This is a genomic window from SAR324 cluster bacterium, assembly GCA_015232315.1.
GTDB lineage: Bacteria > SAR324 > SAR324 > SAR324 > NAC60-12 > JADFZZ01.
This window is the reverse complement of sequence record JADFZZ010000003.1, coordinates 258,721-279,777: the sequence shown is the minus strand read 5'-3', so window position 1 is coordinate 279,777 and position 21,057 is coordinate 258,721. Positions and strand designations below refer to the sequence as shown.

General features: G+C 44.0%; 22 protein-coding genes. 13 read left to right on the top strand and 9 right to left on the bottom strand.

Going from position 1 to position 21,057, the window contains the following annotated elements:
- Nucleotides 1-54 precede the first annotated feature (54 nt).
- Nucleotides 55-855, top strand: a complete 801-nt coding sequence (locus HQM11_04155; GenBank protein MBF0350196.1) for a hypothetical protein — start codon at nt 55-57, stop codon at nt 853-855.
- A 163-nt stretch (nt 856-1,018) separates the two neighbouring features.
- Here the strand turns inward: HQM11_04155 and HQM11_04150 are convergent, their stop codons facing one another.
- Complete coding sequence (locus HQM11_04150) at nt 1,019-2,044, bottom strand: hypothetical protein (protein MBF0350195.1); 1,026 nt, start codon at nt 2,042-2,044, stop codon at nt 1,019-1,021.
- A 97-nt stretch (nt 2,045-2,141) separates the two neighbouring features.
- A complete protein-coding gene (locus tag HQM11_04145; protein MBF0350194.1) occupies nt 2,142-2,333 on the bottom strand; it encodes a cold shock domain-containing protein in 192 nt (63 codons plus the stop codon).
- 371 nt (nt 2,334-2,704) lie between these two features.
- Here HQM11_04145 and lnt point away from each other — a divergent pair, with 371 nt between their 5' ends.
- Nucleotides 2,705-4,270: an apolipoprotein N-acyltransferase gene (gene lnt, locus HQM11_04140; GenBank protein MBF0350193.1), complete on the top strand. Its 1,566-nt coding sequence runs from the start codon at nt 2,705-2,707 to the stop codon at nt 4,268-4,270.
- 34 nt (nt 4,271-4,304) lie between these two features.
- Here the strand turns inward: lnt and fabG are convergent, their stop codons facing one another.
- The 6 genes from fabG to rpsB all read right to left on the bottom strand — a co-directional run bounded on the left by fabG (nt 4,305) and on the right by rpsB (nt 9,457).
- The gene (fabG, locus tag HQM11_04135; GenBank protein MBF0350192.1) at nt 4,305-5,042 is read right to left on the bottom strand and encodes a 3-oxoacyl-[acyl-carrier-protein] reductase; all 738 of its coding nucleotides are present in this window, start codon (nt 5,040-5,042) and stop codon (nt 4,305-4,307) included.
- A 29-nt stretch (nt 5,043-5,071) separates the two neighbouring features.
- Nucleotides 5,072-6,328 carry a phospho-N-acetylmuramoyl-pentapeptide-transferase gene (locus HQM11_04130; GenBank protein ID MBF0350191.1) on the bottom strand — a complete coding sequence of 419 codons (1,257 nt, stop codon included), beginning with the start codon at nt 6,326-6,328 and terminating at the stop codon, nt 5,072-5,074.
- A gap of 31 nt (nt 6,329-6,359) precedes the next feature.
- A complete protein-coding gene (gene frr / locus HQM11_04125) occupies nt 6,360-6,929 on the bottom strand; it encodes a ribosome recycling factor (GenBank protein MBF0350190.1) in 570 nt (189 codons plus the stop codon).
- Between the two features lie 6 nt (nt 6,930-6,935).
- Complete coding sequence (locus HQM11_04120; GenBank protein MBF0350189.1) at nt 6,936-7,646, bottom strand: UMP kinase; 711 nt, start codon at nt 7,644-7,646, stop codon at nt 6,936-6,938.
- Nucleotides 7,647-7,654: 8 nt separating this feature from the next.
- Nucleotides 7,655-8,503, bottom strand: a complete 849-nt coding sequence (gene tsf / locus HQM11_04115; protein MBF0350188.1) for a translation elongation factor Ts — start codon at nt 8,501-8,503, stop codon at nt 7,655-7,657.
- Nucleotides 8,504-8,656: 153 nt separating this feature from the next.
- Nucleotides 8,657-9,457, bottom strand: a complete 801-nt coding sequence (gene rpsB / locus HQM11_04110) for a 30S ribosomal protein S2 (protein MBF0350187.1) — start codon at nt 9,455-9,457, stop codon at nt 8,657-8,659.
- A gap of 531 nt (nt 9,458-9,988) precedes the next feature.
- On the opposite strand from rpsB, the gene HQM11_04105 reads away from it, so the two are divergent.
- From HQM11_04105 to HQM11_04055, 11 genes are all read left to right on the top strand, one after another.
- Nucleotides 9,989-11,008, top strand: coding sequence for an NAD(P)-dependent alcohol dehydrogenase (locus tag HQM11_04105; GenBank protein MBF0350186.1), 1,020 nt, complete (start codon nt 9,989-9,991; stop codon nt 11,006-11,008).
- 21 nt (nt 11,009-11,029) lie between these two features.
- Nucleotides 11,030-11,866, top strand: a complete 837-nt coding sequence (locus tag HQM11_04100) for a PilZ domain-containing protein (GenBank protein MBF0350185.1) — start codon at nt 11,030-11,032, stop codon at nt 11,864-11,866.
- Between the two features lie 40 nt (nt 11,867-11,906).
- Nucleotides 11,907-12,971 (top strand): magnesium/cobalt transporter CorA, encoded by a 1,065-nt coding sequence (gene corA / locus HQM11_04095; GenBank protein MBF0350184.1) that lies wholly within the window; start codon nt 11,907-11,909, stop codon nt 12,969-12,971.
- Between the two features lie 138 nt (nt 12,972-13,109).
- On the top strand, nt 13,110-13,982 hold the full coding sequence (locus tag HQM11_04090; protein MBF0350183.1) for a hypothetical protein: 873 nt from the start codon (nt 13,110-13,112) through the stop codon (nt 13,980-13,982).
- A 213-nt stretch (nt 13,983-14,195) separates the two neighbouring features.
- A complete protein-coding gene (locus tag HQM11_04085; protein MBF0350182.1) occupies nt 14,196-14,423 on the top strand; it encodes a type II toxin-antitoxin system Phd/YefM family antitoxin in 228 nt (75 codons plus the stop codon).
- 1 nt (nt 14,424) lies between these two features.
- The gene (locus HQM11_04080) at nt 14,425-14,838 is read left to right on the top strand and encodes a type II toxin-antitoxin system VapC family toxin (GenBank protein MBF0350181.1); all 414 of its coding nucleotides are present in this window, start codon (nt 14,425-14,427) and stop codon (nt 14,836-14,838) included.
- Nucleotides 14,839-15,140: 302 nt separating this feature from the next.
- Entirely contained in the window at nt 15,141-17,753 is a 2,613-nt protein-coding gene (locus HQM11_04075; protein MBF0350180.1) for a hypothetical protein, read from the top strand.
- A 110-nt stretch (nt 17,754-17,863) separates the two neighbouring features.
- Nucleotides 17,864-18,400, top strand: coding sequence for a hypothetical protein (locus HQM11_04070; protein ID MBF0350179.1), 537 nt, complete (start codon nt 17,864-17,866; stop codon nt 18,398-18,400).
- Nucleotides 18,401-18,622: 222 nt separating this feature from the next.
- Nucleotides 18,623-18,814: a hypothetical protein gene (locus tag HQM11_04065; GenBank protein ID MBF0350178.1), complete on the top strand. Its 192-nt coding sequence runs from the start codon at nt 18,623-18,625 to the stop codon at nt 18,812-18,814.
- 183 nt (nt 18,815-18,997) lie between these two features.
- A complete protein-coding gene (locus HQM11_04060; protein MBF0350177.1) occupies nt 18,998-19,282 on the top strand; it encodes a type II toxin-antitoxin system HigB family toxin in 285 nt (94 codons plus the stop codon).
- Between the two features lie 12 nt (nt 19,283-19,294).
- Complete coding sequence (locus tag HQM11_04055; protein ID MBF0350176.1) at nt 19,295-19,711, top strand: helix-turn-helix domain-containing protein; 417 nt, start codon at nt 19,295-19,297, stop codon at nt 19,709-19,711.
- Nucleotides 19,712-20,065: 354 nt separating this feature from the next.
- Here the strand turns inward: HQM11_04055 and HQM11_04050 are convergent, their stop codons facing one another.
- Nucleotides 20,066-21,010 (bottom strand): glycosyltransferase family 2 protein, encoded by a 945-nt coding sequence (locus HQM11_04050; protein ID MBF0350175.1) that lies wholly within the window; start codon nt 21,008-21,010, stop codon nt 20,066-20,068.
- Nucleotides 21,011-21,057: the final 47 nt, after the last annotated feature.

Here is a 21,057-nt window from a genome sequence, read left to right as displayed (position 1 = left end):
GTTTGATCCATTGTTTTTCCAACCCGTTTCCTGAAACTTACAACTTTTTGTTCCATGACTGCTCCGTTCAGATTGCCGCTAGAAAAAACACATCAGGAATTCATCCTGACCTTCCTGCAGAATATTGAAGATCAAACAGCGATCTCCCTTGTTTATAATAAGCTCTTTATCACGACAGGGCGTAAAAAATTCACAGCAGTTCTTCCACTGGCACATGAGTTTTCCTACTCCGGAAAAATTCCACTTTATGGAAGCGAAGATGTTTTGAAATTTTTCCAAGAACATCATCTTGAAACCATTGCCATCAGTATGGATGAAAGATTTTTATCATTTTATACCGAAGGGGAAGCCTTAAGGTCTGAACGAGTTCAGTCTTTTGTTCCTGAAAAATGGCTTGATCCTGTGTTGACCATGCCTGCCGTTCTGAGTTTTGATCTTAGCAGGGAACAAATTGATGTCATTATACAAAAATTTCACAACATCTATCCTCCTGAAGAACTGAGACATGAACATCGTAAAGCGCAATGGATTCCAACATTTCTGAATAAATTTTTCATTTCTTTCACCCGGGAATCCATTAAAATCAATGATGATCTGTTTTATTACGAGATTAGGGATTTGAACAATCACACGCATCATGTGGACATTTTTCACAACAAACGGATGGGGATTGCTTTTTTCTTTCTATTGCTTTTTCCGGGAGACTATCACGTCAGGGTTTGCCTCGCAGGAGATCATTCGCAGTCATATCTCATACTTCAGCACAAGACTCAGCCCTTTTGCTATATCGCATTCAATGATTTGATTATTGATGTCGGGGAGGAAGTCCGGCACATGAAATTGAATCAGGCATAAGGCCGGTTTTTATCTGGGTTGTTCCGTTTCCGGTAGGATGGATGGGACTACGTGGCCGTCAAACAGACGGTTTGCGCCTGCCATAACCTGATCAGGGATATTGTAAGACAAGTGACTGAAATAAAAGTTTATCTCATGATAAACCTTAGAAAATCACAGGATACTATATAAAACGGTCCAGGTGACTGATCAAGGCTTCGAGTTCAGGCAGATTTTCATCCTGATGGATGGATATTTTCAGCGATGTTGTAATGGGTTCCAGCAAATCATAAGCTAGATCTGAGCCAACAAAGATCTCCTGTGGAAGATTGCCAACTTTTTGCAGAGTGTCAAGAAACGCATTGGGAAGCATTGTTTCAAGATCATCAGGCTTGAACATTTCCATCATGACCATGAATCCCTGCTGATTGATGACAGGAAACGCCACCGGATAAAAAGGCCTTGGGCCTTCCTCAACGCGGACAGGCAACGTGATGCAATCACAAATCCAGGTTCCCAGACGAGGGAGTTTCTGGTTTTTAAGTTTTTTCAGCAAAATCTCATTCACAATGATCTGTTTTTCAGGTTCACTGGTGACTTCTGGTGTATGCCACTCATTGAGCCACTGTCCATTCCGTAACCGGCGAACCAGATACATCTCCTCATCGACTCTTACGGGTTCGAGCAATTCCGGTTTTTTTTTCACTTCCTCTGCCATAATCAGCGCCTGTTCCAGGGCAACCGTCATGAATTGAACATCCTGCTCATTAAAAAACCAGGGGGCATAACCTGACAGGTAATTTCTAAACAGGGGCCAGTTGTGAGAGCCTTTGAATTTCAGATTCAATGATTTGATTTGATCAAGGTCTACTTTTTCGAGGTCCTTCCTATTTTCAAAGGAAGCCATCAGACAAATCTGGCTGGTCATGATTAAATGCATGGGAATATGAACGCCTTCCTCCATTAATTTTGCGTATTCATAGATTTTCCAGTAACTTTCCAACCCTTTTGAGCCTGGATAGACATTCAAGGCGAATACTTCGCCCAGATTGCCCAGAATTGAGCAATAGCCAATTTCTCCTGTTTCAGGATTTTCAACCCCGAACAGGTCTCCATCCATCATCCAGTTCCAGCAGGCATGATCACGAAATTTTATGGCGGCTTGATATAGATCAGATAATTTCGGGGTGTGAGACAGATCTTTTTTCATAGGTAGCAGGAGAGGAATCAGATTGGAGTGAAAAGGGAGCGGTCAACTCCCTTTTTTTGAAAAAGAAGCGGTGCTTACTTTTTTGTAATATGATGGCTCAGACAACTTTTACGTTGATCGCACATGGCCCTTTGCGTCCCGTGCCTACTTCAAATTCAACTGAAGCACCATCGCTCAGCGGGGAGCCTTTTACCTCAGAATAGTGCACAAACAAGTCAGGGCCTTGTTCCTGCTGAATAAATCCATAACCTTTCTGGGAATTGAACCATTTTACTTTACCTTTTGACATATTTACTCCATAAGATTCAAAATATTACACCTTCCCAATACTGTTTCCCCTGATTCCATCATCTTATGAAGTAATAACTCTCAATAAAACTAGGTCTCTGGTGCAGAAAGTTATATTTACAAAATATTGTATGCTCTAACTCTGAAAACAGGTATCAAGATGGCTGTTACTAAAAAGGTGAAACTTCCCACCCTTCCAAGGGTCGAAATAACGTTTTTGTTTTCAATACGCAAGGGGAAAGCCTGTTTTTTTATAAAATTATTGGTGCTTCTTTTCTTTCAATCGACCGTTGCCAATTCCCGGTTTTTATCAATCAGTTTTCTCTAACATGCTGAAAGAGCGCTTTTTCACAAAAGAACTCATGAATATCTATGAAAAACCTTCCCCCGACAGTTGTATCATCCAAGTCATTTTTATATGAAATGACTCTCGCTGCTCTCAGTGGTCTATGCCTGGTCCTTGCGTTTCCAGCCTTTGACTGGAGCCTGCTTGCCTGGATTGGATTTGTTCCCTTGTTGATTTCCGTGAAAAATGTTCCGTTATCCCGTGCCTGGTTGTTATCCTCAATGACAGGCACTCTCTGGATTCTGGGGGGGTACTGCTGGCTGAATTATGTGGCAGAACATTTCATGCAATTGTTTTTTCCACTCAATTGGCTGTTTGCGCTGGGATACAGCCTGTTCTGGTCCCAATTGCCCGCAATCTTTGTGACAGGAACGCTGTGGATCCAGCGAAAAACATCATGGCCCGAAATGTTTGTGTTTCCAATCCTCGCAACAGGTTGCTGGTCTGTTTTTCCCAATATCTTTTTTTTCAATCTTGGTAATGGGACAACACCCCTGCTGACTGCTCTACAAGGAATTGAATGGACAGGAACTTATGGTCTAGATTTCATGATGATGCTGGTCAATGTCACCGTGTGGAAACTATGGGAGTCCCGGGGAAAAGCCTGGAAACAACCGACGTTTATCGCTGCGCTAGTGTTGATCAGTATCTGGTTCGGCTATGGTTCATGGCGATTATCAAACTGGCAAACCCTCATCAGTCAATGGCATGAAACCATCATCGGAATTGTTCAGCCAGACAATGAGGCCTCTTTTCAAACCCTTCCTCCTGAACCCGGATATTCCAAAGTTTACCCCCCTGAAATGGAAATGAGCTTAAAATTGGCCGGTCAGGGAGCCACCATGATCGTCTGGCCCGAAGGAAACTCTTTTTATTTTACCCAGGATCTTGAGGTCCGGAAGGCCTTTCTGAAACAAACCCGTGAGATGGGTGTCCATCTGGTGTTTCATGACAAAATGGTGGAATGGCACGGAAGACAACCCCTCTTCAGAAATTCTACATTCTGGCTGATGCCCTCGGGACTCCTGGGTGGGATTTATCATAAACGAAAGCTTGTTCCCTTTGGCGAATACATTCCCTGGTTGGAGGATGGTACTGCCATCATGGAATGGTTTGGCATTGGCGGTGTTTTGACACCAGGTACAGAAACCGCCGTGTTTGATATTTCCGGGATGCGAGTCGTTCCGCTTATTTGTTACGAAATCCAGTTTCAGGAATTTGTCGGGGATGCCATTGGTGAAGACTCAAAAGGCAAAATTCTGGTGGTGCAAAGCAATGATGGCTGGTATGGGCAGGGAGCACAATCCGCCCAGCATCGGACCTCGAATGTGCTACGTGCTGTGGAAAACAGGGTTCCGGTGGTGCATGTGATCAATAATGGCGCGTCCTCAGTAGTCATGCCTGATGGCGAAACAATATTTTTATCACCCGAAGGACAACGCGGCAGTTGGGCCGTAAAGGTGCCCTACAGTTCAGAACATGGTGGAACTTTTTTCAGCAGACATCCTCACTGGTTTATCTGGTGGATGCGAGGAATGGCCATAGTCATGATGCTGATGGCCATTTTTAAAAGCAGATCAAAGAGGGGATGAACGTGACTGCGTCAAGAAGGTTTGACACTAGCCCTCAGTACATCCCGCCATTCACGTGCAGGACTGTTCCGGTAATGTAAGAGGCTTGTTCTGATACCAGAAAACTGACAGCCTGAGCGATATCGTCTCCGGTTCCCAGACGTCCGAGTGGTATTCGTTCCAGAAGTTGAGTGGTTCGTTCCTCGCTCAAAACATCGGTCATGTCTGTTTTGATAAACCCGGGAGCCACCGCGTTGCACGTAATATTACGGCTGCCCAATTCACTGGCTATGGATTTGGTAAAACCGATGATTCCGGCTTTTGACGCACTGTAATTGACTTGCCCCGGATTTCCGGTGAAACCTACTACGGAGGTAATATTCACAATGCGACCGTAGCGTTTCTTGATCATGGATTTGATCACGGAATGTGTGACATTGAACATCCCGGTGAGATTGATATTCAGAACATCTTCCCAGTCTTCCTGTTTCATTCTCAGAAACAGGTTGTCTCGTGTGATTCCTGCATTATTGACCAGAATATCGATCTTCCCGAATCGTTCCATCGCCTGCTCTGTCATGGATTTGATGGCTGTGGCATCGGACACATCCACAAGACAGGACATACATTCCCTGCCTGTCGCCTCAATTTCCTGTCGAGTCTGATCTGCTTGTTCCGGAGTTCTGTTGGTAAAAATTATATGAGCGCCTTCCCGGGCTAAATGCAGGGCAATGGCTTTTCCAATTCCTCTGCCAGCGCCTGTAACCAGGGCAACCTGTCCTTCAAGTTTCATGATAGTTTTTCCAGAAAAAAGTTAACAAATCATCGGATTTTGAAATAAACGATGATGGCAATCACAAACAGCCAAATGGATTTAAGATGCATCAACCAGATCACACGACTATTCACTTCATGAGGATGAAGGAGTTTTTCTTCATCCGGGATGGGTGGAATTCCAATTTTTTGCAGAATTTTGAGCCATACGGATTCTATTTCCTGTTTTTGTTCAGAATAAGTCCAGAGTTTTTGCAGATGGTGATGATAGGGCGACCGCAGAAAAAAACGGTGTTTTTCCGCATATTGACGACCTTTCCAGCGTAACATGATTTTGAAAAATGTCCGTTGAATGACCGACGACAAGGCTGAGAACACAAAAATGCCGCCAACAATCGGCAAAAATAGCTCGGCTTTTACAAAAATAAACATCGTGGAAACCAGGCTTCCCAGAGCCAAGGCCCCCAGATCGCCCATATAAATGGAGGCAGGCGGAGCATTGAAGCGCAAAAAACTGAACCCCGCACTCAGAATGGCCATCGCGATGACGGTCAGTTCCTTGACTTCAGGTGACAATAAGGGGATTTTAAGCCTGAAGGCCCATTCCGGATCGCCGCCAATATACGCAACAGCACCGATAAACAGGGCACAGGTCATGAGGGGCACCGTGGCCAGAGAATCCATACCATCTGTCAGATTGACCGCGTTTGCGCCACCGACGATGATGAACAGCATGAACGGAATGAACAGGTATTTATAGAGATAGGGATACCAGACTTTGAGTGGGACAAATGGCACCACCAGATGGCCGTCGATATCAATATAGACATATAAAATCATGACCACCAGAAGCGCAATGCCAAATTCCGCACCCAACCTGACTCTGCCGCTGATGCCATCTGCTTTTTCACTATAAAATTTGCGCTTTTCCTGTCCCGATTCCACTCTGCGTTTATGCAGAACCTTGGCGACATCATCAATGGCGCCAATGACACCGAAGGCAACCATGATGGTCATGAGCGCGACAACAAACTGATTCAGTTGACACCAGAAACCCACAGAAAGACAGATAGCGATGATCAGCACGCCGCCCCCCATGATCGGGGTCGCACCGGAATAGGGTTTTGATTCCATATTCGCCGCACTGAAATCTGAAGTGATTCCTTTTCTGCGAAACCAGCGTATGGTGCGTGGCATGAGCCAGGAGATAATGAGGTAAGCCGTGAGGAAGGTCATGCCTCCACGAAACAGAACGGATTTAAAAATCTGATACTGCCAAATAGAATAAAGAAAATTTGCCAGCATGGCGTTCCTGTTTCGTGAAGAGAAGAAGAAATTAGATGGTCATTAATTCTTTTTCTTTTACTTGAATGATCTCACCAATAATTTCAATGTGTTTATCTGTTACTTTTTGAACTTCATCGAGTGCTGTTTTTTCTTCATCTTTGGAAATCACTTTATCCTTTTCCATTTTTTTCAGGTGATCATTGGCATCTCGCCGCACATTTCTAACCGCGATCTTGGCATCTTCTCCAATTTTTTTAACCTGCTTGACCAGATCTTTCCTGCGTTCCTCAGTCAGGGGAGGCATGACCGCACGCAGTACATTTCCATCATTTGAAACACTCAGACCCAAATTTGCCTTGAGAAGAGACCGTTCGATTTCCTTGATCATGTTCTTTTCCCAGGGATTGATCACCAGCATCTGTGGCTCTGGTGTTGAAATGTTTCCCACCTGATTCACAGGCGTGGGGTTGCCATAATAATCAACTTTGATATTTTCCAGAAGGGCTGGACTCACACGACCGGCATGGATACTCCCGAATTCACGTTTGAGAGCGTCCAGGGTACTGTCCATCTTCCGTTGTGTGTTTTTTCTTACATCATTCAAGGATTCTTCATTCATAATCATTCAATGGATAAGGGTTCCGATAGCTTCACCGCAAACACCCTGAACGATGGCATTCGCGGTATTGACATTCAATACAAGAATAGGCAGATCATTGTCTTTGCAAAAAGCGATCGCGGTCAGGTCCATAACCTTGAGATCCTGGTCAAGCACCTGGCTGTAGGTCAGTTTCGCATAATGGATCGCATCACTGTGAATCATGGGATCCTTGTCATACACACCATCCGTTTTTGTCGCCTTGATCACAATCTCCGCGCCAATTTCCGAAGCTCTCAGCACAGCGGCTGTGTCTGTCGTGAAAAACGGATTTCCCGTGCCTGCGGCAAAAATGACAACCCTGTTTTTTTCAAGGTGACGATCAGCCCTGCGTTTGATGTATGGTTCCGCGACCGCACTGATATGTAATGCGGACATAATCCGTGTCACCATTCCCTGCTGTTCCAGAATTTCCTGAAGACAGATGCTGTTGATGACCGTGGACAGCATACCCATATAATCACCGGGAACCCGACCGATATTGCCTTGAGCCGAGCGGGCGCCCCGAAAAATATTTCCACCGCCAACCACGATTCCAACCTGCACACCCAAGTCATGCAACTGCACAACATTTTCTGTGATACGCCGGATCGCATCATAGTCAAAACCGCTGCCACCAGCGCCACCCAATGTTTCGCCACTGAGTTTCAGAAGGACTCGTTTATAAATCGGGGTCAAGGGTTACCTCAGAATTGATATTTGGAAAAAGCTTTGAATGTGATTTTCACACCCAGTTCTTTTGACACGTTCTGGATCAATTGTTCAACAGTTAATTCAGGATTTTTTACAAAAGGCTGAGAATTCACACAAACCTCTTTTTTAAATTTTGACAATCGGCCTTCAACCATTTTGTCAATAATATTGTCTGGTTTCCCGGATTCCTTTGCCTGTTCTTTATAAATGGACTTCTCTTTTTCCAGCACAGCCGGATCAATTTCAGCTTCAGAAATCGCTTCAGCATGCGATGCCGCAATGTGCATGGAGATATCTTTTCCCAGGTCATACAAGGCGTCTTGATCACAGACTTCATTTGTTTCCAGTTGCACCAAAACGCCGATTTTGCCATTGGTATGCACATAACCGGAAACCATTCCGTTCTGTACCGCATAATTGTTACTGCTGACCAATAGAATATTTTCGCCGAGACCCGCGATGATCTGGGTTAGAGACGCCTGGACTGTCGTTCCGTCCATGGTCTGTTCCAGAAGATTTTCGGAACCATGCTCTGCCACTTGACGGGCGACTTTGCGGATGAAATCCTGAAATTTGTCATTTCTTGCGACAAAATCAGTTTCACAGGCCAGTTTGACGAGTCCGCCTCTTTTTTTATCTGGAGAAATATACAGACCAACCGCGCCTTCATTGGTTTCTCTTGAGGATTTTTTGAGAGCTTTAGCCTGACCTTTTTTTTGCAGATAGTCTTTGGCGGCTTCCATATCTCCGTTTGTTTCCACCAGAGCTTTTTTACAATCCATCATGGCAGCGCCGGTGATTTCTCTCAGTTCTTTTACTAAATTCGCAGAAACATTTTGCATAGTCACCTTTTTACGGTCAATGAATTAAATAGTTGAAGTCCTGTCTCAGAGTCACACAGAAACAGGTTGAAACCCGGAAATGATCTGAGAGGAAACATCTAGTTGGAGGCGCAATCCGCCAGGGCGGATTGCTTGACATGTGCGGGAACAGGATTATTCGTCTTCTGATTCGCTTTCAATTTCAGTTTCCACGTTTTCTGGCTCGGGAAGTGCCGGTTCAGCAGGGATCTCTTGTTCAATTTCAGAAATTCCAGTTGCTGCCGCCCGCATTGCCTTGCCTTCCTTGACAGCTCTGGCAATCACGCTGGTGATCAATTCAACAGATCGTGGTGCGTCATCATTCCCCGGAATCACAAAATCAATATGACCAGGCGCACAGTTTGTGTCAACCAAAGCGATAATGGTCATTCCCAGTTTTTTTGCTTCCTGAATGGCGATGTGTTCTTTTTTACAATCAACCACAAACATAATCGAGGGAGGGCGTTTCATGTTTTTAACGCCACCAAGCGATTTTTCCAGCTTCAAACGTTTACTTTCCATTACCAGTGCTTCTTTTTTCAGAACACCGGGATACGTTCCATCAGAACCGCGCAGTTCTTCATATTCATGGTAACGGTTGATGGACTGCCGAACGGTGGTGAAATTGGTCAGCATCCCACCCAACCAGCGAAAGCTGATATAGGGGCTGTTCGAACTGATTGCCTGCTGTTCAACCACCTTCTGAATCTGAGGCTTGGTTCCGACAAACAGAACATCTCGACCTTCAGCAGAGGCATGTTTCACATATTCATAGGCGTCTTTGAGACTATGAAGTGTTTTTCGTAAGTCAACAATATGGATGCCTTGTTTGGCAGCATAAATATAGGGTTTCATTTGTGGATGCCAGCGGCGTGTCTGATGCCCGAGATGAACGCCCGCTTCCAGAAAACTTTTCAGTGAAATGATGTCAGCCATGTATTAACTCCAAATGAAAATGGCTTAATTTTTTGCCTTGATGCAAATGCTCAAGGCCGTCAGCATAGTGATTAAAACAGGGAATATCCCCTTGGTCTCATGATATTTTCCAGTTGAGTCCTGAAAAACTACGAATTAATAGGAGATGCTTGTCAGGATTTCAAGTTTTTTTTATGAAACCATTTATTCCCATTGATTTCAAACACTTGGGTGTGCCCTTGTTTCCATGAAAACCCTGGCAGGGTCCGTTTTCTGATGAGCCCTGCCAAAGCTGCAACTATCTGAACCAGCAGTCACAAAAATTTCTAGCATAAACAACACCAAGATGTTAATACTACGAAAGTCGAGAGACTCAGACCATTCACTTCAGGAGGACACTATTACAATTACATCTGTTCCAAGTGTTCCCTGTTATTTTTTGAACGTTTCTACAGTACAAAACCCGAATCGGGAAACACATCCAAGGCCAGGTGTTGATACATCCAAGGCCGAAAAGATGATCGAGCCCTTCACATTAACAGCTTCAAGGAGATGGTAATGAACATTGATAGTTATGCCGCAAAAAAAGAAGGTTCCACGCTGGAACGTCATGCTTATGAACTCGAGGATGATCTCCAGACCGATGAAGTGACGGTTCAAATAACGCATTGCGGAATCTGTCACAGCGATCTGCATCTGATTGACAATGATTGGGGCATCAGTTCGTATCCGATGATCCCCGGACACGAAATTATCGGCACCATTCAACAGCTTGGATCGCATGTCATGGGACTGACCGAAGGACAACGTGTTGGCATTGGTTGGCAATGTGGCGCCTGTCTGCGTTGTGAACAATGTCTGGAAGGCTATGACAATCTTTGTTCGAGTCAACAGGCAACCTGTGTGGGACGGCCCGGAGGATTCGCCTCGAAAATCAGGGTTTCCAGTCACTACGTTTTTCCAATTCCTGACAATCTTGCTTCGGAAAACGCGGCACCCCTGCTGTGTGCTGGCGCAACGGTTTATTCGCCGCTCAGAATTTATGAAGTGCGGCCCGCCATGAAGGTGGGCGTGATCGGAATTGGCGGTCTTGGCCATCTGGCACTTCAATTTGCCAGTGCGTTTGGTTGCGAAGTGACGGCTTTTTCGTCATCGCCGAATAAGGAAGAAGAAGCACGGTCTTTTGGCGCGCACCATTTTGTCGCATCCCAGAACACTCGACAATTACGGAAGGCCTCCGGTTCACTCGATTTTATTTTGTCCACCGTGTTTGCTAATCTGGACTGGCCGGCTTATGTAAGCCTGTTGAAACCGCGTGGCAGATTGTGTGTGGTCGGCGCTCCTGCTGAACCGTTGCAGATTCCCGCGTATCTGCTGTTGGGGCATCGTTCGGTTTGTGGAAGCCAGATCGGCAGTCGGATCATGATCAGGGAAATGCTGGAATTCGCGGCCCGACATCAGATCCTCGCCAAAACTGAAATATTTGAAATGAAGGACGCCAACCTCGCTCTGGAACGGGTGAGAAAAAACGAAGTCCGCTATCGTGCCGTTCTGAAAAACGTCGTGCATTAACCCACCCATTCCGGAGAGCTTATGTCCAATACAGCCTTGAGAGTTTTTCCCAGGAAAAAATTCGAATTAGCCATAAACATTGTTCTGGATCAGATTGTATACGAGGGGACCTCCACGGATATTTCTCAGGGTGGCCTGGGATTCACCTCCAGATTAAAGATTCCGCAAGGTATGTTTTTATGGTTGAATATGGATATTTACGAAAAAAGCCATTCCTTCGCCGCAGAAGTGGTGGTGAGTAAAAATATTCAGGAGGGCTATTTTTACGGAGTCTCATTTTTTGATCTTTCTGAAGAAGAAACTGAAACACTTGTAATGCATCATGAAGGCATTCAGTCTATCATTGTGGAAATTATCCTCCCTGAAACTCCAATGGCTCTGGAGTCTGAAGACGCACAGGATTTTCAGGTTGAAATGGCTCGTGTAGTCAGTCTTGCGGCACACATTCCTTCAATTTTGGTATCAGCCTCGCAAAAAAACATGGACCATGTGCTGAATGTGATTGAGGAAAAAATCAAAACGCTCGGGCGGGAATATTTCATGAGTTACAAATATGTCCGCAAACACTCGGAAAATACCAGTATGCCGCCGATCCTGATGTCCATGCAGGATGAACAGCATAAACTCATGATGGTTCATGAGGGCTGGTATGGTTTCACGGGTTTTTCCAGAAAACTTTTTTTATGTGTCAAGGGGCCCTGGATTCCGTCCCAATACAAAATCCTTTCGTCCTACATCCAGACTTGTGAAATGGCTCTGGCCCAGTTTGTCCTGTTCCAGTTCTTAAACAATTTTTCAGAAGACTATGAAAAACTGAGACAGCAGGTTGCGTCTTATAAAAACAATGCGGATGACTGAGTAAGCAAAATTGATATTTTATTCTGCATGAAAAGGATTTATGGCTTATCTGAAGGAAGAGTATCTTGAAAAATCTGGAATGCCTCCGGGAACACTGGTGCATATCGGTGAGAAAAAAAGCGACACGGTGCAGATTGCGGTGATGGATTATGATGAATCTCACCTGTGGGAAAGCGAAATGCCGACGCCTGAAGAATTCATGGCGTGCAAAACCTCTTCATCGGTCACATGGATCAGTGTGAATGGACTGCATGTCCCTGCCAGGGTTGAATCCCTCGGCAAATATTTCAATCTGCACTCTTTGTTGCTCGAAGACATCCTTCACACAGGGCAACGACCTAAAATTGATGAGTATGACAACCATTTGTATGTGGTCGCAAGGGTTCTCACTTACGACCAGACGACCCAAACGATCCATCAGGAACAGGTCAGTCTGGTGCTGGGTGAAAATCTCGTCATTTCTTTTTCGGAAAAACCCCGGGGGTTGTTCAACCCCATTCGTGAACGTCTGCGTAAAGACAAGAGTCGTATCAGAAAAATGGGGGCTGATTATCTGCTCTATGCCCTGCTGGATGTGATTGTCGATGACTATTTTGTTCTTCTGAAAATGATTGAGGAATCCCTGGAAAATCTGGAAGATGAATTGATGGAAAAACCCGGCCCAGAAACCTTGCAGGAAATCTATCACATGAAGAAACAGACCATGTCCATTGGCAAACTCATCCAGTCCATGAGCGAATATTTATGGGAACTTTCCAGCGATGAAACCGGCTGGATTTCTGAAAAAACCCGGCTGTTTTTCCGTGATCTGCATGACCACTGCATCCGTGTCATGGATCTGCTGACCCTCTACCGTGAATGGCTCGGCGGTATGATGGAAGCCTACCTTTCACTGATGAGCAACCGCACCAATGAGGTGATGAAAACGCTGGCCATCATCGCGACTATTTTCATGCCGCTCACCTTCATTGCCGGGATGTACGGCATGAATTTCGAGTATATGCCCGAATTGAAACACCACTGGGCCTATCCGACCGTTCTCGGAATCATGCTGATGGTCGGCATCGGCATGTGGTTTTATATCAAGAAAAAGGACTGGTGGTGACCACAAACGGATGCCATCATTTCCCCATGATCTCTGGATATCAGACTTGCCTATGCAACGGCTCATCTCATAACATGATTCAAATATTTGCCTGATACACTTTTGCCATATCCCGCAAATAAACCCTGGAAAGGTGTTATGAAATTGAGTCTCCTCAAAAATTTTCTGCTTATAGGCGTTGCCCTGCTGGTTTCCAGTTGTTCCCAATCTGTTCCGAAGCCGGTTTCAGACTGGCAGATCACAATATCCAGTGGCGATGCCTTCAACGCGATTCAGTGGAACATGCTTGAAAATAACGTGGGTTATCAGCTTTACTGGTCCACAGAACCGAATATTGACGAACGATGGGCCAACCGGATTTCCATGGTTCCAAGCCCCTTGATCCACCGCTATTTGAAAAACGGGCAGACTTATTTCTATCGACTGGTGCAGGTTGATCAGGAGGGAAACATCCTGAGTCGAAGCTCTGAATTTCAGGGTACTCCTCATGTGAAGGAGGAACAATCCTTGAGGCCGACAGAAACCGTGGAAATTTCATCACAACCGGCATCGGCCAATGCTGTTCCTGAGGAAACAAACAAGGAACCGGCACTTCCCGCCATCATTCCATTCACACCCACACCAACCACCGCTGAAATGGTTCCATCCGGACCACTGTCCGTGCAACAGGAGCAGGCGATGATCGTCGGGATGTCGATTGCTGTGTTTGAAAAAGCCGGCATCCAGTGCGTGGAAAACAAACGCTATCCTGACGCTATGGCTCGTTTTAAACAGGAATCGTCAGGAACGGCTGAGGCTCTTGAAAAATTGAAGAACTATGAAACCGAACTTCAGGCACAGGCCGAAATCCATTACCGGGAGGGAATTCAGTATTTCATCAATGAACACTATGAACAGGCCATCAAGGAATGGACTGAAGTTCTGGCGTTATATCCCTGTCATGCCAGGGTGCGTGATAATCTTTCCCGTGCCCATGGAATTCTGAAGAAACTCCAGCAGATGGAACACTGAAAAGCGTCATAACAAAGTTCTGGTCGTTTTATACAAAAATTAATGAATGATCATTTTTTGATTTTTCACAAGATCATCAGATATGTTGACCAACAACAAATCGTCTCAAAATATCACACAAATCTCTTGTTTTCATCGCACACCATAGTGTACATTAATTGCACAATTTACATGACATTTGTACAGTATGGAACTTTTTTGAGAAGAGGATTTATGATTAGTGTCACTTTTACAGAATTTCGGAAAAATGCGTCCGCCTTGATTTCCAATGTAGAACAGGGCGAAGTCATTCAAATTCTCCGACATGGAAAACCCATTGCAGAGATCTCACCAATTCCAGGTCAAGCAAATACCCCAGCCTGGAAAAAACCAGGCCTGAAACTGGTTAGTAAAGGCGATGGATTGTCAAAGGCTATTCTGCAAGAACGTGAGGTGTCCTGATATGAGGGTATTATTTGATTCATCCTCATTTGCGAAACGTTTCATTCAAGAAAACGGCAGTGAAGAAGTTGACAAGATCTGTGAACAGACATCTGAATTGGGATTAAGCATTATCTGTTTTCCTGAAATTATATCCGCGTTAAATCGAAGGGTACGAGAAAAAAATATCATGCGACATGAGTATGTCATTGCTAAGCAACGCCTTGTAGATGAATTGGAAGATGCTCAAATTATTCACCTTACATCCAGTGTGATTGCAACAGCGGGAACCTTATTGGAAACCAATATACTAAGAGCAATGGATGCTTTACACATTGCATGCGCTATTGAATGGAAGCCTGATTTATTTGTAACCTCAGATCAGCAACAAGCTATTGCAGCCAAACAAGTACGATTGAGTGTGAAAATTGTATAAGCTAAGGCCAAAGATGTCTGAAGGTTCTTTCTTCCAGTTAATCAATTAGGACTCAACTATTAATAAAATCCGAAACTCAATCCAGCAATCTCCGCACCTAAAACTCGATGATCTGGTTTTTACATCTTGTCTCTAATCATCACAGATCAAAAATCTTTCCCGTGCCCATGGAATTCTGAAGAAACTCCAACAGATGGAACCATGACAGCAGGTCAAAACATTATATTTTGACTATTTGTCATCTCCTCGATATGCGGAAAAGAGAGTCTCAACATTTTTTAAAAAATAATTTTTGGGAGAAAATGATGAAAAAAAAGGGAGTTATCTGTGGTGTCATGGTGTTCATGTTTTTATTTGCAGAGGCTCTCTGTGCCGCTCCGAAACAAAACAATCGTTTCATCATTCTGATCAATGGAACAGGTTCCATGGTACGGGGCGTTTCTTATCGCTCAGGCGATGGAACCGTGACCAGACAATTATTGCCAAGAGATACAATTTATTCGGAAAGGCGTTCCCGTATCGCAAAACTAATCACAACCAGTTTTTCCATGATTCTGAATCAGGAATCAACTCCCGGATCGCTGATTCCACCTTTTGAGGATGGTGATCATCTGGAGATGTTCAATTTTGGTTGGTTGCCCCAAAATGGTGAGATATTTACTGTGAAAAATTATCTTTCACCCATATGGAACACCTGTGAGAAAGACAAAGTCATTCAGCGGATGAATGATCGGAATCAAACTCTTTCTCCCAATGGCGATCCTGCTCTGGATTATAATTATGACTATGGTCTTTCCGCTCTGGCCGTGCCTTCAATTTTATCTCAAAAAACAACCAACGCTAACAATAACAACTGTCTCACTGTTGAAGGACGTCTGTTTGTTTTTTTAATTACCGACTATGATTTCAATACCTCAGAAGAATATTCTGAACTCGCTTCATTCCAGCGTCTGTATGATATGAGCCAGGCATTTCAAATGCTTGAGCAATTCAAACGTTTTTATCAAACGTCAGTGATCTGGAGTCAAACTGATCCTGATAACGCATATCCTGCGATGACTGATCGTGTGTCAACAATTTTAAAGGGAGAGAACGCAACGGAAAACAGAAATAAAACTGTTGAAGGTGTTGTGAGTTATCTGCTGGGATTTGGCTATGAAGTCGTTCCGAACGTCATTGCGGATTTTGGAAAACTGCTTCAATGGGATAAAACATCAAATCCGACTCAATTGATTTTACACCAAACCGAGAATCAACTCATCTTGTCTGAACCCTTCAGTTTCCCCATTATTCCCAGCAATCGCTATTGTTATAAAAATGATTGTCAGATATTCAGTCTGTTTCAACCTCAGTTTCCTTCCGGTGTCACACCCTCTATTGTCAGCATCCCCGGAGCCTCATCCTCTTCTTTTGATCTGGTCTGGGAAATAACTGGCTCAGATTGGAAAACTCCTGAAGCACTAACTGTGGAAATCACCATCGAAAGTAAAGATCCGCTCCATGGAAAATTCACTCGAACCTATTCCAGGACCTATCCGGAAATTCATATTCTGAACGCACCAGTTCCTGAATCTTCTGAAATCATTGCCGCAGTGAACAATCCATCTTCCACAATTCAGGCAATGTCTTCAGAGTTTCCTCAAACGGATCTTGGCGCTACTCAATCCGGAAACCAGACTTCTGGCGGCTATCTATGGATTATTCCGGGGTTGATGCTGGGGTTGATTGGTGGCTGGTTTTTTTGGAACTCCAGAAAAAAATCGGTATTGGTCGAAAATTTGGAAAATCAGACCTCTGACTTTCAGGAAAAAGAAAAGTTGATTGAGCAACATCAGAAGGACATCGAAAATTTATCGTCAAACAAGACAGAAGAAATCGAACAACAACAGAAAATTATCCGACAACAACAGGAAGAAATCGAGAATCTTCGAAAAGCCTCTCTTGAAAAAGAAAAAGAAATCGAAATTTTTGAAAGAGTTGAACTTCAGAAACAACAGAAAATCATCCAACAACAACAGGAAGAAATCGAGAATCTTCGAAAAGCCTCTCTTGAAAAAGAAAAAGAGCTTCAAATCCTTGAACAGAAAGAACCCGAAAAACTTCAGGCAGAGCCTTTCCCAATTCACTCAACGCCTCAAACCTTCTCAGAGGCAGTGAAACAGGAATCAGGGCGGGTTCAACAAACAGCACCAACTTATATAATAGCGGAAAACAACATGGCGATGGATCGAATCAACAGCAACAACGACTCAACACAAGATACGGGAACCGTGACTGAGCAACAACCGGAGCCGGTACAGGAAAACAACAATCTTGAGGAACACATTTCCCTGATGCAGGAACCAACCCTAAGCACATCCAGTGAGGAAAACATTTCAGAACAACCCGAAATTGCCGACTCTCAGTTGAGAGAAGATCCAATTCCAGAATACAATGAAAATAATGCTTCCTCGCTTTATGCCAGTTTTGAAACAGGGGCAGTTGAGGAACGACCAGAGGTTACGGAAACCATATCAGCCATGATGCCGGCCAAACTGGAAGCAGAGAAGGCTGACTATCCGGAAAAAACCGGATTGGACAAGACCATGATTCATGCCTCACACCGGAAACACAGACAGGTACAAGTGACTTCCTTATTTCCTCATTGGGTAACAGAAGGCACACATCGGAAACACAGACAGGTACAAGTGATTTCCTTATTTCCTTATTGGCATAATCCGTTTAGCAAACCTTTAAAAAGGATAACGTGGACCACAGGTACTGATTATGAACTTATTGTAAAATCCAAACATGATCTGACGGCTCCCCACAAACCCAAACATTTTCGGGCGCAGGTCTCTTCAATTTCCGGCATGGACTCTTTAGAGAGATTCTTTTCGACAAAAACAGTAAATCAGGCGCAATTTTTGCTCTGAAAAATTAGTTCTTGCATTTATTGGCAATATGTCTACACACAGCCAATGATCCATGGGGATCTTGAAGTGCAAGACTGTTTTTGTTGGGGGAACAACATACGAGAAAGAGCATGCAAAAAACATTGGTTTGTGGAATTGGGGCATTTGTTGGAGTCTTTCTGGCATCAGGTCCAGTCGTTGCCAAAGACGCTGTGTCTTCTATCAACTACTCAAAGAAACTCGGAACATTGCATATGGATCGGCTTTATGAACTGGAAACCTACTCTGTAAAAAATCGTGATGATATTTCTGTTTTTGCCGGAATGTCTCCAGAAAAGAATCAAATCAGTATTTTCTTTTTTGAATCCCGTGAACATGTGCTCCGCACAAAAGAAACGGCTACAGAGATATGTTCAAGTACAATCAATCAAATCAAAGAAGATTTAGGGATGCAAATCTATAAAAAGACAAAAAAAATGGTATTACAACTCCGTAGATCTCCATTTCCCAACCATGAAAAACACAGCATAGGTGAGGCTATTGATGAGGCAACCATTATCGGCGGACAGATTCTTTTTGCAAATAGTACGGTTGAATGCAAGTCCTCATTGCTTAACAAAAAAGTCGTTTTCGCGACTAAAAAAATGGAATCCCTCGTAATGAATTGATAAGGTAGCGCTCCACTAAAACGTGGAAGACGGGTAGTGCACAGGTAATGCTTTAGAGATCATTTTCATATTTTTCAACGTATCTGATTATAATGGATTTAGGGGAGTGGTCTTTTCGGAATGAACACTACATGATACTTGCATTCCCATTTGACAGGGGTTTGACTTTGCCAGTCTCTCATTCTGAACGCGTTTTTAGACTATGCCTGGGAAAACGGCTTCATGTATCGTGATAAAATTGTGGATAATTTGACCTTACATAAAGGGAAACTCTATTTGATCGATTTTGGCGTCGCCGATACCTTTGACCCGCAAAGACCTCCCAATCCCGCATCTTACCAGAAACATCGGGAAGAAAAAATTCAATGCTCAGCTCCTGCCGTTTATCATACCATCCGCATAACGACAAAATGATACGTTCCCAAACAAATATACATATATTGTATATTATGCTTGATATAAACAAGCCGCATTGATATTCATTTTATGTATTTATGCCAAAAAGTTTCTTAAACGTTCAGAAAATAAAATGGAAAACTTTCTGGTTTCGAACGGGAAAGTTCGTAACCGTTCCATATTTATTTACGGGAGGAAATAGTGCACATCATATCAAAAAGAAGATTGATCCAATTCTATACAATTCACCCATTATCGAAGTCATCATTGACCCAATGGTTTCAGGAAATTAAAAAAGGGAATTATCAAAATTTAGAAGAAATACGAGCCTTATTTCCTCATGCTGATAAAGTCGGAAGGCGAACTGTTTTTAACATAAGCGGGAATCATTACCGCCTGATCACCCGGATTAATTTTCAGACACAGAAAGTCTTTGTGATCAGTATACTGACTCATGCGGAATACGACAAAAACCATTGGAAATAAAAGGAGAACATCATGGAAACATCTATCGAATCCATTAAAACAGCATGGCCTATCGTTGCTGATTTTCTAACGCCCCCTCAAACACTGTCAGAGTATCAGCTTTTGCAAGCTCGTTTGGATCAATTAGAGCAAGAAGCTGAGGAAGGCAGCAATTTGGAAACTTTGCTGGACTATTTGGGGGAATTGCTGGACGAATATGAATTAAATCATTTTCCAGAGGTTGAGAGATTAGATCAGGCTGAGGTTACCGCAGGCGAAATTTTAAGGCGTTTTATGGAAAAGAACGGAATAAAGCAAATTGATTTAGCTCCTGTTTTTGGTGCCCAAAGCAGAGTTTCAGAAGTATTGAATGGTAAGCGCCAAATCACTTTGTCACAAGTGAAGCAACTTCATGAAATATACAAACTTCCAGTGAATCTGTTTTTATGAAAATTACGGCATGGTTCAGAACAGGGTAAAGGTGCCTCTCGACCGAAGAGAGATCCGCACTGGAGTCCGGGGATCTCTCACATTCGTTCTGGATGACACGGATGCCTGAACAGCCGAAATCAGGCAGAGTTATGACTTTGAATGGCTATCAACGTAAGCCGATACACTTTTGTATTCAATAACTTAGCTCTTCATTTTTTAGGACGCCCACAAGATGTGCTTATACATGTGTTTCTTCTGTAAGAATATTCCTTGTGAGTGCTCAGTCACACCAGATAACTGTATTGGCTTAAATTGGTAGCCGTATGGGTATAAATTGCCCTTGTATTTCTGTCAAGTGAGGAGGATCACAAATCAATCTTCTTCGGATTTGATGGAAAATTCCGGTTGCTGGACCTTGCGCCAATGCACCATTAATTCCGCAAGAAAGCCTGTCATGAAAACCTGGACACCAACACCAATCAGCAGAAAACTGACGGAGAGGAGTGGGCTTGTTCCCACCGATTGTCCCCAGATCCACCTTCCGAAAAACAGGTAACTGAACACGCCCCCACCCATCAGCATCAGCAGTGATCCGATCGTTCCGAATAAATGCATCGGACGCACAAGGTAGGAGGTGATAAACATTACGGTGAGCAGATCCAGTCCACCACGGTAATAGCGTTCAAACCGGTATTTGGAAGAATCATGCAGTCTGGGATGATGGAGAATGGGAACTTCGGCGACCTTGAAGCCACGTTTATGAGCCAGAAAGGGCATGAAGCGATGCATATCTCCATAAAACGCCACTTCCTTAAGCACCTCCCGGCGATAGGCTTTGAATCCGCAATTGAAGTCATGGATATCCAGGCCGCTCATCCGGGATGTCACGTTGTTGAAAAATCGTGAGGGGAGTGTTTTTTCAAGGGGGTCCTGACGGTCTACCCGCCATCCGCAAACCATGTCGGCGCCATTTTCAATTTCTGCCAGAAATTTGGGCAAATCAGCGGGATCATTCTGCAGATCCGCGTCAATGGTCACAATGACGTCGCCCCGGGATTTCTCAACACCGGCAAACAGCGCGGCTGATTTCCCAAAATTTTTTCGCAGGGTGATGACTCTGAGCGGAACAGTATGCGACTGTTTCAGTTCGCGTATCACCCGAAGTGAACCATCGGTGCTGCCATCATTCACAAACATGATTTCAGCGGTTTTGCCGGAGGGGATGACACTGGCGTCAATCCGTTTTACCAGTTCAGGCAGGGAGTGTTCTTCATTGTAAACAGGAATCACAAAGGAAATATCACAAGTTTCTGACATGAGTTTTCATACCGCTAAAGGGGGATTGAAGAAAAAACACCCGAGGA

What these genes read in the sequence shown, in the direction of transcription:
- lnt (MBF0350193.1), top strand. Translation starts at nt 2,705, where the DNA reads ATGAAAAACCTTCCCCCGACAGTTGTATCATCCAAGTCATTTTTATAT.
- HQM11_04090 (MBF0350183.1), top strand. Translation starts at nt 13,110, where the DNA reads ATGAAATTGAGTCTCCTCAAAAATTTTCTGCTTATAGGCGTTGCCCTG.
- HQM11_04065 (MBF0350178.1), top strand. Translation starts at nt 18,623, where the DNA reads ATGTATCGTGATAAAATTGTGGATAATTTGACCTTACATAAAGGGAAA.
- HQM11_04055 (MBF0350176.1), top strand. Translation starts at nt 19,295, where the DNA reads ATGGAAACATCTATCGAATCCATTAAAACAGCATGGCCTATCGTTGCT.
- HQM11_04085 (MBF0350182.1), top strand. Translation starts at nt 14,196, where the DNA reads ATGATTAGTGTCACTTTTACAGAATTTCGGAAAAATGCGTCCGCCTTG.
- HQM11_04155 (MBF0350196.1), top strand. Translation starts at nt 55, where the DNA reads ATGACTGCTCCGTTCAGATTGCCGCTAGAAAAAACACATCAGGAATTC.
- HQM11_04100 (MBF0350185.1), top strand. Translation starts at nt 11,030, where the DNA reads ATGTCCAATACAGCCTTGAGAGTTTTTCCCAGGAAAAAATTCGAATTA.
- tsf (MBF0350188.1), bottom strand. Translation starts at nt 8,503, where the DNA reads ATGCAAAATGTTTCTGCGAATTTAGTAAAAGAACTGAGAGAAATCACC.
- HQM11_04080 (MBF0350181.1), top strand. Translation starts at nt 14,425, where the DNA reads ATGAGGGTATTATTTGATTCATCCTCATTTGCGAAACGTTTCATTCAA.
- frr (MBF0350190.1), bottom strand. Translation starts at nt 6,929, where the DNA reads ATGAATGAAGAATCCTTGAATGATGTAAGAAAAAACACACAACGGAAG.
- HQM11_04050 (MBF0350175.1), bottom strand. Translation starts at nt 21,010, where the DNA reads ATGTCAGAAACTTGTGATATTTCCTTTGTGATTCCTGTTTACAATGAA.
- HQM11_04105 (MBF0350186.1), top strand. Translation starts at nt 9,989, where the DNA reads ATGGTAATGAACATTGATAGTTATGCCGCAAAAAAAGAAGGTTCCACG.
- corA (MBF0350184.1), top strand. Translation starts at nt 11,907, where the DNA reads ATGGCTTATCTGAAGGAAGAGTATCTTGAAAAATCTGGAATGCCTCCG.
- HQM11_04145 (MBF0350194.1), bottom strand. Translation starts at nt 2,333, where the DNA reads ATGTCAAAAGGTAAAGTAAAATGGTTCAATTCCCAGAAAGGTTATGGA.
- HQM11_04075 (MBF0350180.1), top strand. Translation starts at nt 15,141, where the DNA reads ATGATGAAAAAAAAGGGAGTTATCTGTGGTGTCATGGTGTTCATGTTT.
- HQM11_04130 (MBF0350191.1), bottom strand. Translation starts at nt 6,328, where the DNA reads ATGCTGGCAAATTTTCTTTATTCTATTTGGCAGTATCAGATTTTTAAA.
- rpsB (MBF0350187.1), bottom strand. Translation starts at nt 9,457, where the DNA reads ATGGCTGACATCATTTCACTGAAAAGTTTTCTGGAAGCGGGCGTTCAT.
- fabG (MBF0350192.1), bottom strand. Translation starts at nt 5,042, where the DNA reads ATGAAACTTGAAGGACAGGTTGCCCTGGTTACAGGCGCTGGCAGAGGA.
- HQM11_04070 (MBF0350179.1), top strand. Translation starts at nt 17,864, where the DNA reads ATGCAAAAAACATTGGTTTGTGGAATTGGGGCATTTGTTGGAGTCTTT.
- HQM11_04150 (MBF0350195.1), bottom strand. Translation starts at nt 2,044, where the DNA reads ATGAAAAAAGATCTGTCTCACACCCCGAAATTATCTGATCTATATCAA.